The organism is Hymenobacter rubripertinctus (assembly GCF_003583925.1).
GTDB classification, from domain to species: domain Bacteria; phylum Bacteroidota; class Bacteroidia; order Cytophagales; family Hymenobacteraceae; genus Hymenobacter; species Hymenobacter rubripertinctus.
In genome coordinates, this window is record NZ_QYCN01000011.1 from 43,740 (window position 1) to 60,223 (window position 16,484).

General features: G+C 66.2%; 13 protein-coding genes. 6 read left to right on the plus strand and 7 right to left on the minus strand.

Annotation, left to right across the window (positions count from 1 at the left end):
* Positions 1-22: 22 nt before the first annotated feature.
* Positions 23-472, minus strand: coding sequence for a GNAT family N-acetyltransferase (locus tag D0T11_RS08965; protein ID WP_119655448.1), 450 nt, complete (start codon positions 470-472; stop codon positions 23-25).
* A gap of 227 nt (positions 473-699) precedes the next feature.
* On the opposite strand from D0T11_RS08965, the gene D0T11_RS08970 reads away from it, so the two are divergent.
* The 6 genes from D0T11_RS08970 (at position 700) to D0T11_RS08995 (ending at position 9,276) form a co-directional block, all read left to right on the plus strand.
* Positions 700-2,664, plus strand: coding sequence for an ATP-binding protein (locus tag D0T11_RS08970; RefSeq protein WP_147374581.1), 1,965 nt, complete (start codon positions 700-702; stop codon positions 2,662-2,664).
* Positions 2,665-3,066: 402 nt separating this feature from the next.
* A complete protein-coding gene (locus tag D0T11_RS08975) occupies positions 3,067-3,804 on the plus strand; it encodes a phosphodiester glycosidase family protein (protein ID WP_119655450.1) in 738 nt (245 codons plus the stop codon).
* A gap of 243 nt (positions 3,805-4,047) precedes the next feature.
* Positions 4,048-6,249, plus strand: coding sequence for a TonB-dependent receptor (locus tag D0T11_RS08980; protein ID WP_119655451.1), 2,202 nt, complete (start codon positions 4,048-4,050; stop codon positions 6,247-6,249).
* Positions 6,250-6,386: 137 nt separating this feature from the next.
* A complete protein-coding gene (locus D0T11_RS08985; RefSeq protein ID WP_119655452.1) occupies positions 6,387-7,100 on the plus strand; it encodes a hypothetical protein in 714 nt (237 codons plus the stop codon).
* A gap of 89 nt (positions 7,101-7,189) precedes the next feature.
* Positions 7,190-8,317, plus strand: coding sequence for a sensor histidine kinase (locus D0T11_RS08990; protein WP_119655453.1), 1,128 nt, complete (start codon positions 7,190-7,192; stop codon positions 8,315-8,317).
* Between the two features lie 164 nt (positions 8,318-8,481).
* On the plus strand, positions 8,482-9,276 hold the full coding sequence (locus D0T11_RS08995; protein ID WP_119655454.1) for a LytR/AlgR family response regulator transcription factor: 795 nt from the start codon (positions 8,482-8,484) through the stop codon (positions 9,274-9,276).
* 169 nt (positions 9,277-9,445) lie between these two features.
* On the opposite strand, the gene D0T11_RS09000 is transcribed toward D0T11_RS08995, so the two are convergent.
* The 6 genes from D0T11_RS09000 to leuC all read right to left on the minus strand — a co-directional run bounded on the left by D0T11_RS09000 (position 9,446) and on the right by leuC (position 16,306).
* Positions 9,446-10,243, minus strand: a complete 798-nt coding sequence (locus tag D0T11_RS09000; protein ID WP_119655455.1) for a LytR/AlgR family response regulator transcription factor — start codon at positions 10,241-10,243, stop codon at positions 9,446-9,448.
* Positions 10,244-10,444: 201 nt separating this feature from the next.
* On the minus strand, positions 10,445-11,458 hold the full coding sequence (locus tag D0T11_RS09005) for a sensor histidine kinase (RefSeq protein ID WP_119655456.1): 1,014 nt from the start codon (positions 11,456-11,458) through the stop codon (positions 10,445-10,447).
* A gap of 275 nt (positions 11,459-11,733) precedes the next feature.
* Entirely contained in the window at positions 11,734-12,696 is a 963-nt protein-coding gene (locus tag D0T11_RS09010) for an alpha/beta fold hydrolase (RefSeq protein ID WP_119655457.1), read from the minus strand.
* Positions 12,697-13,073: 377 nt separating this feature from the next.
* Positions 13,074-14,198, minus strand: a complete 1,125-nt coding sequence (gene leuB, locus D0T11_RS09015; RefSeq protein WP_119655458.1) for a 3-isopropylmalate dehydrogenase — start codon at positions 14,196-14,198, stop codon at positions 13,074-13,076.
* Positions 14,186-14,785 (minus strand): 3-isopropylmalate dehydratase small subunit, encoded by a 600-nt coding sequence (leuD, locus tag D0T11_RS09020; protein ID WP_119655459.1) that lies wholly within the window; start codon positions 14,783-14,785, stop codon positions 14,186-14,188. Before leuD ends, leuB begins: the two co-directional genes overlap by 13 nt.
* 108 nt (positions 14,786-14,893) lie before the next feature.
* Positions 14,894-16,306 carry a 3-isopropylmalate dehydratase large subunit gene (gene leuC, locus D0T11_RS09025; protein ID WP_119655460.1) on the minus strand — a complete coding sequence of 471 codons (1,413 nt, stop codon included), beginning with the start codon at positions 16,304-16,306 and terminating at the stop codon, positions 14,894-14,896.
* Positions 16,307-16,484: the final 178 nt, after the last annotated feature.

Genomic DNA, 16,484 nt, shown 5'->3' on the forward strand with positions numbered 1-16,484 from the left:
TCCGGCAAAGAGTCCAACTGGTTCAGGCCCGCACCATATGCAGGTGCGCAATATCGTCTTCGAGGTAGCCTTCGCCCACTTGTTGGAAACCGAAGCTTTCGTAGAAAGTCTGCAAATACAGCTGGGCCCCGATCTGGATGGGCTGGGGGCCAAACAGCCGCCCGATGGCGGCCAGCGACTCCCGCATCAGCTCGCGGCCCAGGCCGGTGCGCCGGTGCCGGGGGCTGCTCACCACCCGCCCGATGCTGGCTTCGGGGTAGGCCCCGCCGGGGCCGAACAGGCGGGCGTAGGCGGCCAGCGCGCCGCCGGGCGCGTGGCCCAGCAGGTGCCAGGCGGCCTGGTCGAGCCCGTCGATATCCTGAAAGGGGCAGGTTTGCTCCACCACGAATACTTCGGAGCGCAGCTGAAGCAGGGCGTAGAGCTCGGCGGTGGTCAGCTCGGCAAAAGGCTTGAGGGTCCAGGTCAGGGGCATGGGGCAAAGGTAACAGGGGCGGCGCGTCTATTTACCCCCAGTGCTGGAGTACTGGAAACCAATTTTCAAGGCTAGGGCGCAACCTGGGCTTATTGACAGCGGCGAACGGGGCTGCCCGCTGCCGCCGGGTATCTATCTATTTTTTTGGATATTCGCGGCAAGCCTACCGGCAGCTGGGGGAGACATACTTCTAACCCGCTCGCTCCGCCCGGCAAATCAGGGGTTGTATGGCATTCAGGGGCCGTTTTGTAGGAGTCTGCGCGGGGTTGCTGCTGGCCGCCGCCGCCGCCGCCGTGGGCCAGGTGGCTCCCCACCGCTCTTCCGTCGACAGCCTCCAGCTGCTGCTCGCCCAGGCCCGCACCGACAGCAGCCGGGTGGAGTTGCTCTACCGCCTCAGCGACCAGTTCTGGGCCTCCGATACTGATTCGGCCGCCGTGTATGCCCGCCGCAGCCTGGCCCTGGCCCGGCGCACCGGCAACCGCCGGGGCGAGGGCGCGGCCCTCAACCGCCTGGGCGCCGCCCTGCGCGAGAGCAACCTGGCCGAAGCCCTGCGCCTGTTTCAGCACTCGTTGCGCATCGGCCAGCAGCTGCGCGATACCAGCCTGCAAGCCCAGAACCTGCGCAGCATCGGCATCATCTACGTGTACCTGCGCGACCGGCAGGTGGGCCTGGCCTACTACTTCCAGGCCCTGCGCCTCGACCGGCTGCTGCACGATGAGCGCCGGGAAGTGGTCGAGCTCAGCAACATCGGGCTGGCCTACGACCTCTACAACCAGCTCGACTCGGCCGCCTACTACCAGCAGCAGGCCTACGCGCTGGCCCAACGGCTGCCTTCGTCGACCAACTACATTTTGTACGGGCTGGGCAACGTGGCCCGCAAGCGCGGGCAGGTGCCGCTGGCCCGCACTTACTACCGGCGCAGCCTGGCCGAATCGGCGCGGCGCGGGCATCTGCGCAGCCTCAACTTCTCCTACCTGGGCCTGGCCGCCCTGCACCAGCAACTCGGCCAGCCCGATTCGGTGATTTACTACGCCCGCCTGGGCGTGCGGGCGGCGCAGGCCAACGGCTTTCTGCGGGGCGTGCTCAACGGCAGCGTGCTGCTCACCCGGGAATTCGCCCGGCGGGGCCGCCCCGACAGTGCCTTTTACTACCAAACCCTGCTGGTGGCCATGAAGGACACGCTGTTTGGGCAGGAGAAGGTGATGCGCCTGCAAAGTGTGAACTACGAGGCCCGGCAGCTGGCCCAGCTGGCGGCCGCCACCGAGCGGGAACTCACCAGCCGCTACCAGACCTACGGGCTGCTGGCCGGCGTGGGCGGGCTGCTGCTGGTGCTGGCCCTGCTCGTGCGCCACGACCGCCAGCAGCAGCGCGCCAACGCGGCCCTGCAAGCCTCGCTGGCCGAGCTCCGGGAAGCCCAGCTCATGCTGGTGCAGCGCGAAAAAATGGCCTTCCTGGGCGAGATGACGGCCGGCGTGGCCCACGAGCTCCAGAACCCGCTGGGCTTCGTGAAGCAGTTTGCGGCCGTGAGCGCCAACCTGGTCGACGAAATCAGCGGAGCCCAGCGCCTGGCCCGCGACGAGCACCTGGCGCACGACATCTATGAGGGGCTGAAGGAGAACCTGCGCGAAATCAGCCAGCACGGGCAGCGGGCCACGGCCATCATCAAGGGCATGCTCGAACACGCCCGCACCGGCCAGTTGCCCCGCACGCCCACCGACCTCAACGCGCTGGCCCGCCACAACCTGCACCTGGCCGCCGAAGGCCTGCGCCACCAGTTTCCGGAGTTCGCGGCCACCCTGCGCCCGGCCCTGGCCCCCGAGTTGCCCGAGCTGCCCGTGGTGGCCGCCGACCTGGGCCGGGTGCTGCTCAACCTCTGCGCCAACGCCCTCTACGCCGTGCACCAGCGCCAGCGCACGGCCCCCGCCGGCTACGTGCCCACCGTGGAAATCGGGAGCCGGCCGCTACCCGGCGGTGGGGCCGAACTGTGGGTGCAGGACAACGGCGCGGGCATTCCGGCGGCCGTGCAGGCCCGCGTCTTCGAGCCCTTCTTCACCACCAAACCCCCCGGCGAAGGCACCGGCCTGGGCCTCTCGCTCTCCCACGACATTGTGGTGAACGGTCACCAGGGCACGCTGCGCGTGGAATCGGAGGAAGGCGCGGGCACCCGCTTCGTGCTCACGCTGCCGGCCTGAGCAACCGGCCGAAGCCAGGTCGGCCCCAAACGCGCCCGAACAGCTGCCACAAAGCAGGGGAGGCAACCAGGTGGGACCAGGCGCGGGCCACCGCGCCCGGGTTGGAGAGAAACCGCAAAAAAAATGCGCATACCCTCCGGCGCTGGAGAGAAACCGCGAAAAAATTGTGCGTACCCTCCAGGGTTGGAGAGAAACCGCGAAAAAACTGCGCATACTCTCCACCGTCGGCCGGCGGCTGGGGGAAGTGCGCCGCGACGGGTGCCGCCGAACGTGCGCCGCCACTTCCCGGCAACCCGCCAGGAGGTGGGAAATGGTCATCGGACCGGCTTTTTCGTTTGGCCAACAACTGCCCTGGCATGGAGGGCCGACCGACCACCCGCGCCAAACCGCTAAAACCAATTTATGTCATCGAAATATTTTGCCACGTGGGGGATTGGGGTGGCGGTCGTTGGGCTGGGGCTACTGGCGTGGAAGCAGGCGGCGGAAAGTGCGTCGGCGCAATTTGTGACCTATGCGGCCGACCCGCGCCGCCAGCACCTGCGCCTGTACTACCAGGACGATACCGGGGCGCGGCTGGGCAGCCTGGGCCAGCTGCGCGATTGGCTGGCGGGGCGGGGCCGCCGGCTGGTGTTTGCCTGCAACGGCGGCATGTACCGCCCCGACCACCGGCCCGTGGGCCTGTTTGTGGCCAACGGCCGGACGCTTGCGCCCCTGGATACCGGGCGGGGCGCGGGCAACTTCTACCTGCCGCCCAACGGCGTGTTCTACCTCACGGCCGCCCGCCGCGCCGGCATCAGTACCACCGCCGCGTTTGCTGGGGTAGGGCCGGTGCAGTTCGCCACCCAATCGGGGCCGCTGCTGGTGGTAGGTGGGCGGCTGAACCCGGTGTTTCGGGCGGGTTCGGCCAACGTGCAGGTGCGCAACGGCGTGGGCCTGCTGCCCGATGGGCGGGTGCTGCTGGTGATGTCGCGCCGGAAGGTGAACTTCTACGATTTCGCCCGCTACTTCCAGCAACGTGGCTGCCGGGCGGCGCTCTACCTCGATGGGTTCGTGTCGCGCACCTACTGGCCGGCCGGCGGCAGCGCCCAAACCGACGGCGACTTTGGGGTGATGCTGGGCGTGACGGAGCGGGTGGAGTGAGCTTGGTAGTAAAAGCACTGTCATCCTGAGCGGAGCGAAGGATCTTATCACGCTGGAACGAGTCATATCAATGGGTATCGTGCTAACGTGACAAGATCCTTCGCTCCGCTCAGGATGACAGTGCCTTTACCACCAACCGACCACTCCCCAACGCTTCATCCGCCTGATCCGACGCTTCGGTAACGGCAAGTTTCAGCGGCCCCGGCGGCGGCGCACTTTTGGGCAACCTTCACTGCCACCGCCATGAAACGCCTGCTTCTCCTGCTCCCGCCGCTGCTGCTGTTGGCCCTCACCAGCCGCGCCCAAACTACTCTGCGCGGTACCGTGCGCGACGCGGCCGGCCAGCCCCTGCCGGGCGTGAACGTGTTTGTGCGCGGCACCTTCGATGGCACCAGCACCGATTCGGTGGGGCGGTTCGGGTTTGAAACCGGGGCCGCCGCCGGCCGCTACGTGGTGCAGGCGAGTCTGCTGGGCTTTATTACCAGTGAGCAGCCGCTGACGCTGCCCGCCCCGGCCGCGCCGCTCAGCTTCGTGCTCAAAGCCACGCCCCACGCCCTGGGCTCGGTCGTGATTACGGCCGGGGCCTTCGAGGCCAGCGACGAGCACCGCAGCGCCGCCCTCACCACCCGCGACATCCAGACCACCGCCGGGGCGCTGGCCGACGTGGCGGCGGCCTTTAACACGCTGCCCGGCACCACCCGCGTGGGCGAGGACGGCATGCTGTTCGTGCGGGGCGGGGCCGCCTCGGAAACCAAAACCTATCTTGATGGGCTGCCCGTGCAGAACCCGTATAATGCCACGGTGGCGGCCGTGCCGGCCCGGGGGCGGTTTTCGCCCTCGCTGTTCAAGGGCACCGTCTTCAGCACCGGCGGCTACTCGGCCCTCTACGGGCAGGCGCTGTCGGGCGTGCTGCTGCTGAACTCCACCGACCTGGCCCCCGAAACCCAGACCGGCCTTTCGGCTACTTCCGTGTTCCTGGGGGCCTCGCGCACCCGGCGCTGGGAGCGCACTTCGCTGGCCCTCACCACCGACTACACCAATCTGACGCCCTACACCGGCCTGCTGCCCCAGAACGTGCGCTGGGACCAGGCCCCGCGCGGCCTCAGCTCGTCGGTGGCCCTGCACCACCGCACCAGCCAGGCGGGCATGCTGAAAATGTACGGCACCTGGAACAGCCAGCAGCTGCAAATCGGGCAGCCCAGCCCCGAGCCGGCCGGCCGCCAGACGGTAGGGCTGCGCAGCGCCAACGCCTACCTCAACACCACCTTCCGCAGCCCGTTGCGCCGGGGCTGGAGCCTGCAAAGCGGCCTGGCCCTGAGCCGCGACGACCAGCACCTGCGGCCCGACTCCCTGCGCCTGCGCACCCTGGAGCAGGCCCTGACGGGCCGGGTGGTGCTCATCAACGATTCGGCCAATGCCCGCTTCAACGTGAAAGTCGGGGCCGAGGGGCTGGTGCAGCAGGTGGGCCAGGTGGTGCAGCCCAACGCCGCCGCGCCCACGGTGTACCGGCCGGAGTTTCGGGAAAAGCGGCTGGCGGGGTTCGTGGAGAGTGATTTTCAGCTGACGGACCGGCTGGCGGGCCGGGTGGGCGGGCGCACCGAATACTCGGCGCTGCTGGGCCGCTGGAATGCCGCGCCCCGGCTGGCGCTGGCCTACCAGACCACCGCCAACAGCTCCGTTTCGGCGGCCTACGGCCACTTCTACCAGACGCCCGACAACGCCCTGCTGCTGGTGGCCGCGCCCCGGCTGCGCTTCGAGCAGGCCACCCACGCGGTGCTCACCTACCAGTATGCCCGCGCCGGCCGGTTGCTGCAAGCCGAAGCCTACCACAAAACCTACACCCAGCTCGTGCGCTACGACGGCCGCAACCCGCGCGACCCGCGCACCTACGACAACGGCGGCACCGGCTACGCCCGCGGCTTCGACTTGCTCTGGCGCGACCGGAAAACCATCAAATACCTGGAATACTACCTCAGCTACGGCTTCCTGGACACCAAGCGCCAGTACCGCCAGGACCCGGTTTCGGCGGTGCCCACTTTCGCGGCCCGCCACAGCGTGTCGGTGGTTGCCAAGTACTGGGTGCCGGCCCTGCACACCCAGTTCGGGGCCACGGCCAGCTACGGCAGCCCCCGCCGCTACCACGACCTCAACCAGGCCGAGCCGGGCTACAACCAGGGCCGCCTGCCCACCTACCAGGACCTGAGCCTGAACGCCAGCTACCTCACCCACCTGTTCGGCCAGTTCACCATCGTGCACCTGGCCGTGAACAACGTGCTGGCCCGCCCCAACGTGTTCGGCTACCGCTACGCCCAGCAGCCCGCCGCCGCCACCGGCCTCTACAACCGCGTCGCCGTCACGCCTACCGCCCCGCGCATGGTCTTTCTGGGCGTGTTCATCTCCATCAACAAGCAGACGCCCGGCAACGTGAACGAGCGGCCGGAATGACGCTCTCTCCGACCACTGACCACTGGCAACTCAATGACGCTTCATCCGCTTTATCCGACGCTTCGGTAACGGCGAGTTTCAGCCCCGTTTTTGGTCGTGCACCTTTGAATCATCCATCACCACAAACCCCTTTTCTGATGAAAACGACCCTGCTCACCCTCGCCCTGGCCGCCGCCGCCTTCACCGCTTCGGCCCAGCAACCGGCGGCCCAACCTGCTGCTACTGCGACCACCACGGCTGCTACTGCTGCCCCCACCGATGCGTACACCGCGCTTATGGCCGGGGCCATTGCCGAGTTGATGAGCACCGGCGACCCGGCCGTGCTGCGGGCCAGCGCCGCCAAAATGGAGCGCGCCGCTTCCGTGAAACCCCAGGACTGGCTGCCGCGCTACTACCAGGCCTACGCCCTGCTCATCAACGTGTTTCAGAGCAAGGAAGACGGCGACGCCAAGGACCAGACCCTCGACCAGGCCGAGGCGGCCCTGGCCCAGGCCCGTAAGCTGGGCGGCGACGAAGCGGAGCTGCTCGTGTTGCAGGCCTACGTGTACCAGGCCCGGCTGGGCATTTCGCCCATGCTACGTTCCATGAAGTACTCGGGAATGGTGAACGAGGCCGTGGCGAAGGCCAAGGCGCTGAACCCGGCCAACCCCCGCGCCTACCTCGTGCAGGCCAACAACGTGTACTATACGCCCGTCATGTTCGGGGGCGGGGCTGAGGTGGCCAAGCCGCTCTACCAGGAAGCCAAAGCCCGCTACGCCGCCTTCAAACCGGCCTCCAGTCTGGCTCCCAACTGGGGCCAGTGGCAGCTCAACGGCCGCCTGAAAGCCTACGAAACGGCCGCCGCCAAGTAGGGCGTTACGGCCCTCCTGCGCCGTGTATCCGTTTCAGAAAAGCTACCTTTCCCTCTTCCGCATTGGCGCCCGGTTCGGGCCTATTCCCCATGGCAGATTCCGATTCGTCCGCGCTCTACCCGCCCGCGTCCGCCCGCGTTGCGTCGGCCGCKGCGGAGGCCGACGCAACCAACCTGGGGCGGCACTACCCGCACCGCAAACTTCTGGTGGGGCTGGGCCTGATGATGGTGGCCTCGTTTGGGCTGGCGCTGCTGTTCTGCGGCGGCCAGTGCCCCATCCGGAGCGAGCGGTTTCTGGTCACCTACGGCTACAATTTCTTTTATACCACCGGCCTGTGGCTGGCCAACGGCTACCCTTCGGAGTGGCTCAACCGCAAGGCCGACTGGACCGGCCACCCGCTGCGACGGTTCCTGATTACGCTCACCTTCTCGCTGGTGATGTCGCTGCTCGTGATTGTACTCGTCGATGGAAGTTTCCGGGTCTTCTACCACCACCAGCCACTGAGTACCCTCACCTGGCGGCCCTTCGTGCTGCCGCTGCTCATTACGGTGGTCGTGTCGTTGTTTCTGCACAGCCGGGCGTTTCTGATGGGCTGGCGCGAGGCGGCCATCAACACCGAGCGCCTCCAGAAGGAAAATGCCCAGGCCCAGGCCGACTCCTTGCGCCGCCAGCTCGACCCGCACTTCCTGTTCAACTCGCTCAATGCCCTCACCTCGCTGGTGGAGGAGCCCGACCCGGCCCGGGCCGTGGGCTTTATCCGCCAGCTCAGCCAGGTGTACCGCTACGTGCTCGAGAGCCGGGAGCAGGAAGTGGTGTCGCTGGCCGAGGAGCTGCGGTTCGTGGAAGCCTACGTGGCCTTGCAGCGCACCCGCCTCGGCGAAGGCGTGCAGGTGAGCCTGGATGTGCCGCCCGGTGCCGCGCTCGAAACCCTGCTGGTGCCGCCCCTGGCCGTGCAGCTGCTGGTCGAAAACGCCCTCAAGCACAATGCCACCTCCCGCCACGATGCCCTGCGCATCAGCGTGCGCCTGGATGTGGCGGCCCGCTGCCTCACGGTGCGCAACTCGCGCCGCCCGCGCCGCCTGGCCGAGGGCGAATCCACGGGCCTGGGCCTGCGCAACCTGGCCGCCCGCTACGCCTTCCTCACCACCCAGCCCCTGACCATCACCGAAACCGAAACCGAGTTCATCGTCGTCGTGCCCGTGCTGGAGCTGGCCTGAGTGCGTTCAGTTGCAAGGCTGTAGCGCGAAGCCTTTGCTTCGCGTTTCGTGGTCCGGTTTCGTTCGGCTGACGGCGACGATACGCGAAGCAAAGGCTTCGCGCTACGGCGCGACAACCACCGGTCATTTTTACTTTTTAACTCTTAATTTTTAATTGAAAAGAGATGCCGCTTCGTGCCCTGATTGTGGAAGATGAACCCCTGGCCGCCACGCGCCTGGCCGGGCTGCTGAAGAAACAGGCCCAGCCGCTGGAGGTAGTGGGCACGGCCGAATCGGTGGCGGAGGCGGAGGCGCTGCTGCGCACCATCCAACCCGCACCCGACGTGCTGTTTCTGGATATTCATCTGGCCGACGGCCTGAGTTTCGAGCTGTTTGAGCGCCTCGATATCCGCCTGCCGGTCATCTTCACCACGGCCTACGACAAGTACGCGTTGCGCGCCTTCAAGGTCAACAGCGTGGACTACCTGCTCAAGCCCATCGACCCGGCGGAGCTCACGGCGGCCCTGGAGAAGCTCCACCGCCAGCGCGCCACGGCCGCGCCCGCGCCCGCCCTGCCCGTCTTCGATGCCGAGCTGCTGGCCCGGGTGCTGCAACAGGCCCAGCCGGCCCGCGACTATAAGTCGCGGTTCGTGGTGCGGGTGGGCGAGCACCTGAAGGCCATTCCGGTGGAGCAGATTGCCTACTTCGCCAGCCTGGAGAAAGTCACGCTCCTGCACACCCGCGAGGGCCGCCGCTTCGTGGTCGATTACACGCTGGAGCAGCTCGAAGGCCTGCTTGATCCGCTGGAATTCTTCCGCCTCAACCGTGCCTACCTGGCCCACGCCGAAGCCATCCACGACATCATCCACTACACCAACTCCCGCCTGCAAACCGTCCTCAAACCCACCCCCCCCGACAACGACACCGTGCTGGTGAGCCGGGAGAAAGTAGCCGTGTTCAAGGCCTGGCTGGATCGGTGAGTCGGTGAATGAGTGAATGAGTGAAACGGCCTGTCATCCTGAGCGGAGCGAAGGATCTTGCCACGTTAGAACGAGCCATTGAAGTAGCTGTTCAAGCGTGGTAGGGTCCTTCGCTCCGCTCAGGATGACAGGCCGTTTCACGCATTCACTCATTCACTCATTCACCGACTCACCCTTCCAGCCACTGCTTCACTACCCCGGCTTTCTCCCGGCTCACCAGCACTTCCTCACTCGGGGCGGGCTGCAAATCAACCAGCAGTTTGCCGTTGAAGTGGGGGTGCAGGCGCTGCACGGCGGGGAGCTGGGCAATGAGCTGGCGGTTGAGGCGGAAGAACTGGGCCGGGTCGAGCAGGGTTTCGAGCTGCTCCAGGGTGTAGTCCACCACGAAACGGCGGCCGTCGAGGGTGGCGAGGGTGGTGGTTTCGTGGCGGCTCTGGAACCAGGCAGCCTGGGCGGCGGGCAGGGGCAGCAGCTGCTCGCCGTGGCGCACCAGAAACCGGGTTTTGTGCTGGCGGTCGGGGCGGGGCAGCGCGTCGAGCAGGCGCTCCAGGCGGCGGGCCGGGTCGTCGTCGGCCGGGGCCGGGGCAGCACTTGGCGCGTCGGCGGCGGGCGCGGGCCACCCGCGCAGCTTGGTGAGGGCGGCCGTGAACTCGGCCAGCTTCACGGGCTTGAGCAGGTAATCGACGCTGTTGGTTTTGAAGGCCCGGATGGCGTAGGCGTCGTAGGCCGTGGTGAAGATGACCGGGCTGCGCACCACCGTCTGCTCGAACACCTCCAGGCTCAGCCCGTCGGCCAACTGGATATCGGACAGAATCAGGTCGGGGGCGGGGTGGGTATCGAGCCAGTCCAGGGCTCCGGCCACGGTGTCGAGCACGGCCAGCACCCGGGCTTCGGGCGCGGCCTGGCGCAGCAGCCGTTGCAGCCGCTCGGCGGCCGGGTATTCATCTTCGAGCAGCAGAACGGTCATGTAGTGAGAGGTGATGGGGTGACAGGGTAAGAAGGAACGTCATTCTGAGCGAAGGCGTAGCCGTAGTCGAAGAATCTCGCGTGCTGACGTTGGAAGGGCAAACTAACGAAGCGGTAGAGATTCTTCGACTACGGCTACGCCTTCGCTCAGAATGACCCGCTTGGTTACCCATCACCTCCTCACTTGTCACCTCTCACCTCATCACCCAATCAACAACGGCAGCTGCACCCGGAACCAGCCGTCCTCAGCAGTGACCGTAACGGGCTGGGGGGCGCGCAGCAGCTCGTAGCGGTGGCGCACGTTGCGCAGGCCGGTGCCGGTGCCCGGGGCCAGGCCGGCGGTGCGGGGCCGGAGCGTGTTCTCGACGGTGAAATAGCCGCTGGCCGCGTGGGCGCTAAGGTGGAGCTGCAAGGGCTGGTCGCGGGAGGCGACGTTGTGCTTGAGGGCGTTTTCGACCAGCAGCTGCACGCTCAGCGGGGCCATGCGGTGCTGGTGCAGGGCGGCCGGCACGTCTATGCGCACGCGCAGGTTGTCGCGGAAGCGGGCCTTGTGCAGGGCCAGGTAGGTATCCACGAAGGCCAGCTCCTCGTGCAGGGCCACGGTGGGCTGCTCGCGGGCCAGCAGCACGTAGCGGTACACGTCGGCGAGCTGCTCCACGAACTCCTGGGCCGCCTCGTTTTCGGGTTCGATGAGGGCCGAGAGGGTGTTGAGCGAGTTGAACAGGAAGTGCGGGTCGAGCTGGCTTTGCAGGGCTTCGAGCTGACTTTTCATCCCGGCGCTTTGCAGCTGCTCGGCCCGGCGCACGTTGGCCGCCCACTGCCGGAAGAAGCTCATGCTCTCATAAATCAGCTGAATGACCACCGTGGGCACCATGTTCAGCCCGAACTCGCTCAGGTAGCCGCCCAGGGAAAACCGGCCCTGCTGCATCCAGGCCGATGCTTCGTGGATAAGCAGTGTGACCAGCGCGGTGGTAGCGGTATTGATAACGGCCAGCCACCAGAGCCGCTGCCGGGTTTGCTCAACCGCCGGAAACCGCCGAAACAGCGCAAACCACAGCGCCCGTCCCGTAAGCCAGAACGCGGCCGTAAAAAGCAGCGAAATACCCCAGTTCAGGAAAAATACCGGCACCGTGCGGATGGCCAGCAGGCCCCGGGGCAGCAGCACCAGCAGGGCCAGCACCGGAATGCCCCAACGTAAAAACCGACGGTCGTTCATGGGGTTTCAGTTGTCAGTGGTCAGTTGTCAGTTGTCAGTGGTCAGTGTTCAGTTGTCAGTGTTCAGTTGTCAGTGTTCAGTTGTCAGTGTTCAGTTGTCAGTTGTCAGTTGCCGGAGAGAACGTCATTCCGAGCTTGCCGAGGAATCTCGCGTGCTGATGTTGCATTGCTCACTCAACATCAGCACGCGAGATTCCTCGGCAAGCTTGGAATGACGTTCCTTTTACTGGCAACTGGCAACTGRCAACTGGCAACTGAACACTGGCAACCGTAAAGCTAGCGGGTACGGGGCAGGTGGCGCACGAAGCCGTGGATGGCGGTGCTCATTTCCGGCAAGTTATCCAGGAACGGGGTGTGGCGGCCGGGCAGCACCACCGTGGTTTGGTGGGGGAAGCGGAAGGCGCGGTAGTGGTCGGGGCCGGTCAGGTAGTCCTGCTGGCCGGTGAGCACCAGCACGGGCATCGTGAGGGCGGCCGTGGCGGCGGTGTAATCGAGCAGGTAAGCGCCGGGGTTCTGGAACATGGTGGCCGCGAAATCGTGGTTCTGGGGCTGGCCCCGCAGCACCCGGCTCACCCGGGCGGCCGAGGAATCGGAGGCGAACTGGAGCTGGTTGTAGCGGCGCTGCTGCTGGAGCATGCCCGTGACCATGAAGTAGCGCTGGGGCAGGGGCGCGGCGGCATCCAGGGGCGGGCGGGKGGCGGTGGGCAGCAGGGTGTAGCCGTAGGCGGTGGTGGCCTCCATGGCGGCCGGCAGGTTGAGGATGCTGTTCACTAGAATGAGCGCCTGCACGTGCCCGGGGTATTTTTGGGCGTAAGCCGTGGCCAGAATCCCGCCGAAGGAGTGACTCATCAGCGTCCATTTTTCCAGGTGCAGCTGCTGGCGCAATTCCTCCATATCCTGCACCTGGCGCTCCAGGGAGTAGTTCTTGTGCAAGTCGCTGGCCGAGCGGCCGCTGCCGCGCTGGTCCAGGTACACCATCTGCAAATCGGTTTCCAGGCGCGGGCCGGCCAGCACTTCCACGGCCTGGCTGCCCGCCCCGGGGCCGCCGTGCACCAGCAGGCAGGCGGGGCCTTTGCCGGCCACGCGCACGTACAGGCGCACACTGTCCGAGGTCTGGAACGTTACCGGGCCGTTGGTCAGGGGCCGGGCCGTGGCGGATTGCAGCAGCGTTAGGAACAGGGCCAAAACGCCCAGGCAGCGAAGCAGAGCAGGGGCGGCGGCGGGACGGAGCGTTTTCATAACGGTAGGCAGTAGTGGTGATGGGTTGGTTTCGATGCCCCAAACATCCGCCAAAGTCCCGGCCTTGCCGAGCGCAAACCGGGTGAACCGTCGGCTGGCCCGGGTGAACCGACCAACCCGCCGGGGCCGGCTGCGTGCCCGCAAAAAAGCCCGGGCCACTGGTCCGGCGACCAGCTACCCGGGCTTTAACCCCACCCCTGGGGTGTTTTTCTGCGAATGAGTGAATGAGTGAATTGAACTGTCATCCTGAGCTTGCGAAGGATCTTCTCACGCGGGAACGACAATCGTACAAACAACTCGTGCTGACGTGAGAGGATCCTTCGCAAGCTCAGGATGACAGTTCAATTTAACCGTTCAGCAATCCACTATCACCCCCTTCAAATAATGGTGCTTAAACCGAGCTGGATGTTGTTGCGGTGCATTTCGCAGTCGTGGATGTCGAGCACCGCGTAGGTGATGAAGCTGCCCACCTGCTCGGTGGTGTAACGGGTGGCCGGGTTGAGCTCGGGGGTTACCACGCCGGAGTTCAGGGCGTGCTGCACGGCGTCGCGGACGCACTCGGCTTCGATGAGCAGGCCGAAATGGTCGAGCAGCAGGGCGGTCGAGAGGATGGTGGCAATGGGGTTGGCAAGGCCCTGGCCCTTAGCCTGCGGGAAAGAGCCGTGGATGGGCTCGAACAGCGCCGCCGCGTCGCCGATGGAGGCCGAGGGCAGCAGGCCCAGGGAGCCGGCAATAACGGAGGCCTCGTCGGAGAGGATGTCACCGAACATGTTTTCGGTCAGCATGACATCAAACTGGCGCGGGTTGAGGATGATTTGCATGGCCGCGTTGTCCACGTACAGAAAGTCGAGGGCCACGCTGGGGTACTCGGGGGCGAGGCCCTGCACGGTTTCGCGCCAGAGGCGGGAGGTTTCCAGCACGTTGGCCTTATCCACGAGGGTGAGCTGGTGGCGGCGGGTTTCGGCGGCCCGGAAGGCCCGGTGGGCAATGCGCAGGATTTCGTCGCGGTGGTAGGTGCAGTGGTCGTAGGCGCTGGCGCGGTCCTCGGAGCGGCCTTTCTCCCCGAAGTAGATGCCGCCCGTCAGCTCCCGGAAAATCAGAATGTCGGTGCCCTGGATGCGCTCGGGCCTGAGGGGCGAGTGGGCCAGCAGCTGGTCGTAGGCCGTGATGGGGCGGATGTTGGCGTAGAGCCCCAACTCCTTGCGCAAACCCAGCAACCCCTGCTCGGGGCGCACTGGGGCGGTGGGGTCGTTATCGTACTTCGGGTCACCGATGGCGCCCAGCAGCACCGCGTCGGCGCGGCGGCAGGCGGTCAGGGTGGCTTCGGGCAGGGGCGCGCCGGTGGCGTCGATGGCGCAGGCGCCCAGCAGCTGGTAGTCAAACTGAAACTCGTGCCCGAACCGGTCGGATACGGCTTTGAGCACGCGCACGGCCTCGGCGCACACTTCCGGCCCGATACCGTCGCCGGGCAATACCACAATCCGTTTGCTTAAAATATCCATGGTCGGTGCTGTTCGAAGGTGGTAATGGCCGATTCCTGGCTCAGGAGAAAGTCAATGTCGTCGTACCCGCTTAGCAGGCACTCTTTTTTGTAGGCATCCAGCCCGAAGCGGATGGGCTCGGCCCGGCCCGGCACGCGCAGCGTCTGGGCGCGCAGGTCCACGGTCAGGGCCAGGTCGGAATCGGCCTGCACGGCGGCAAACAGGGCCTGGAGCTCGGGCTCCGTGACTTGCACGGGCAGCAGGCCGGTATTCAGCGCGTTGCCCCGGAAAATATCGGCGAAGTAGCTGCTGATGACCACCCGGAAACCGGCGTCATACAAGGCCCAGGCGGCGTGCTCGCGGCTGGAGCCACACCCGAAGTTCTGGCCCGCCAACAGGATCTGGTGGCCCTGGTAGCGCGGGTCGTTGAGCACGAAATCAGCCTTGGGCTGGCCGCCCGGGGCGTAGCGCCAGTCGGCAAACAGGTTCTGGCCGAACCCCTCGCGGGTGGTGGCTTTCAGAAAGCGGGCCGGGATAATCTGGTCGGTATCCACGTTCTCGATGGGCAGCGGGACCACCCCGGAACGCAGGGTTTGAAATTTTTCCATCAGGGGTGAGAAAGGGGGTGGGATAATGAAAACGCGTGTCATCCTGACGAAGGAAGGATCTTATTACACCTGAGCACTTTGCGCTGACGTGACAAGATCCTTCCTTCGTCAGGATGACAGTTCGTGGTCGAGCACGTACTCGGCCACGTCTACCAAGCGGCCTTCCACGGCCGTGATGGCCGCTACCAGGGGGCTGGCCAGCAGGGTGCGGGCGCCGGGCCCCTGGCGGCCCTCGAAGTTGCGGTTGGAGGTAGAAACGCAGTAAGCGCCGGCCGGAATCTTGTCCTCGTTCATGGCCAGACAGGCGCTGCACCCCGGTTCGCGCAGCTCGAAGCCGGCGGCGGCCAGCACCTTATCCAGTCCTTCGGCAATGGCCTGGCGGGCCACCTGTTGGGAGCCGGGCACGATGAGCACCTCCACGTGCGGGGCCTTCTGCCGGCCCTTCACGAAGGCGGCCACCGTGCGCAGGTCCTCGATGCGGGAGTTGGTGCAGCTGCCAATGAACACGTGGCTGATTTTCTGGCCCAGCAACGACTCACCCGCCCTGAAGCCCATGTAGCGCAGCGACTTATCGAGGCTGGCGGCCTCCGCGGCATCGGTGAGCACCGGGATGGTGGCGCTCAGGGGCATGCCCATGCCGGGGTTGGTGCCGAAGGTTATCATGGGCCGAATCGTGCCGGCCGCGAAGTGGTGCTCGGCGTCGAAAACGGCATCGGCATCGGAGGGCAGGGTTTGCCAGTAGGCCACGGCCCGGTCCCAGTTTTCGCCCCGGGGGGCATAGGGGCGGCCGTGCAGGTAGTCGAACGTGGTAGAATCGGGGGCGATGAGGCCGCCGCGAGCCCCCATCTCAATGCTCATGTTGCAGACCGTCATGCGCGCTTCCATACTCAGGGCCCGGATGGCGCTGCCGGCGTACTCCACGAAGTAGCCGGTGGCCCCGCCGGTGCCCAGGGCGGCAATAATGTGCAGAATCACATCCTTGGCCGACACGCCCGCCGCCAGCTCCCCGTCCACGGTAATGCGCATGCGCCGGGGCTTGTCGAGCAGCAGGCACTGGGAGGCCATCACCTGGGTCACCTGGCTGGTGCCAATCCCGAAGGCAATGGCCCCGAACGCCCCGTGGGTGGAGGTGTGGGAGTCGCCGCAGACGATGGTGAGGCCGGGCTGGGTCAGGCCCAACTCGGGGCCAATCACGTGCACGATGCCCTGGTGGGGGTGGCCCAGCCCGAACAGCTCCACGCCGTGGCGGGCGCAGTTTTCGGTGAGCTTATCCACCTGGGAGCGGGAAAGCGGGTCCTGAATCGGCTGGTCCTGGTGGCGGGTGGGCACATTGTGGTCGGCGGTGGCCAGCATTTGCCCGGGCCGGCGTAGGGTCAGGCCCCGGGCCGTCAGCTCGTCGAAGGCCTGGGGGCTGGTCACCTCGTGAATCAGGTGGCGGTCGATGTAGAACACCGAGAGGCCGCCGGGCACCTCGCGCACCACGTGTGCGTCCCAGATTTTATCAAATAGCGTCCTGGACATGAGAGAAGGGGTGGGGGTGGGGTAATGGGGAAATCATCTGTCATGCTGAGCGAAGCGGAGCGGAGTCGAAGCATCTCTACCGCTTCGTGCTGGCGGGGCGCCTCACCCCCCGGCCCCCTCTCCGAAAAAGGAGAGGGGGAGCCGGATGATTGGGGCGGCGCTTCACCATGCTCCGTTC

What these genes read in the sequence shown, in the direction of transcription:
- D0T11_RS08965 (WP_119655448.1), bottom strand. Translation starts at nt 472, where the DNA reads ATGCCCCTGACCTGGACCCTCAAGCCTTTTGCCGAGCTGACCACCGCC.
- D0T11_RS08970 (WP_147374581.1), top strand. Translation starts at nt 700, where the DNA reads ATGGCATTCAGGGGCCGTTTTGTAGGAGTCTGCGCGGGGTTGCTGCTG.
- D0T11_RS08975 (WP_119655450.1), top strand. Translation starts at nt 3,067, where the DNA reads ATGTCATCGAAATATTTTGCCACGTGGGGGATTGGGGTGGCGGTCGTT.
- D0T11_RS08980 (WP_119655451.1), top strand. Translation starts at nt 4,048, where the DNA reads ATGAAACGCCTGCTTCTCCTGCTCCCGCCGCTGCTGCTGTTGGCCCTC.
- D0T11_RS08985 (WP_119655452.1), top strand. Translation starts at nt 6,387, where the DNA reads ATGAAAACGACCCTGCTCACCCTCGCCCTGGCCGCCGCCGCCTTCACC.
- D0T11_RS08995 (WP_119655454.1), top strand. Translation starts at nt 8,482, where the DNA reads ATGCCGCTTCGTGCCCTGATTGTGGAAGATGAACCCCTGGCCGCCACG.
- D0T11_RS09000 (WP_119655455.1), bottom strand. Translation starts at nt 10,243, where the DNA reads ATGACCGTTCTGCTGCTCGAAGATGAATACCCGGCCGCCGAGCGGCTG.
- D0T11_RS09005 (WP_119655456.1), bottom strand. Translation starts at nt 11,458, where the DNA reads ATGAACGACCGTCGGTTTTTACGTTGGGGCATTCCGGTGCTGGCCCTG.
- leuB (WP_119655458.1), bottom strand. Translation starts at nt 14,198, where the DNA reads ATGGATATTTTAAGCAAACGGATTGTGGTATTGCCCGGCGACGGTATC.
- leuD (WP_119655459.1), bottom strand. Translation starts at nt 14,785, where the DNA reads ATGGAAAAATTTCAAACCCTGCGTTCCGGGGTGGTCCCGCTGCCCATC.
- leuC (WP_119655460.1), bottom strand. Translation starts at nt 16,306, where the DNA reads ATGTCCAGGACGCTATTTGATAAAATCTGGGACGCACACGTGGTGCGC.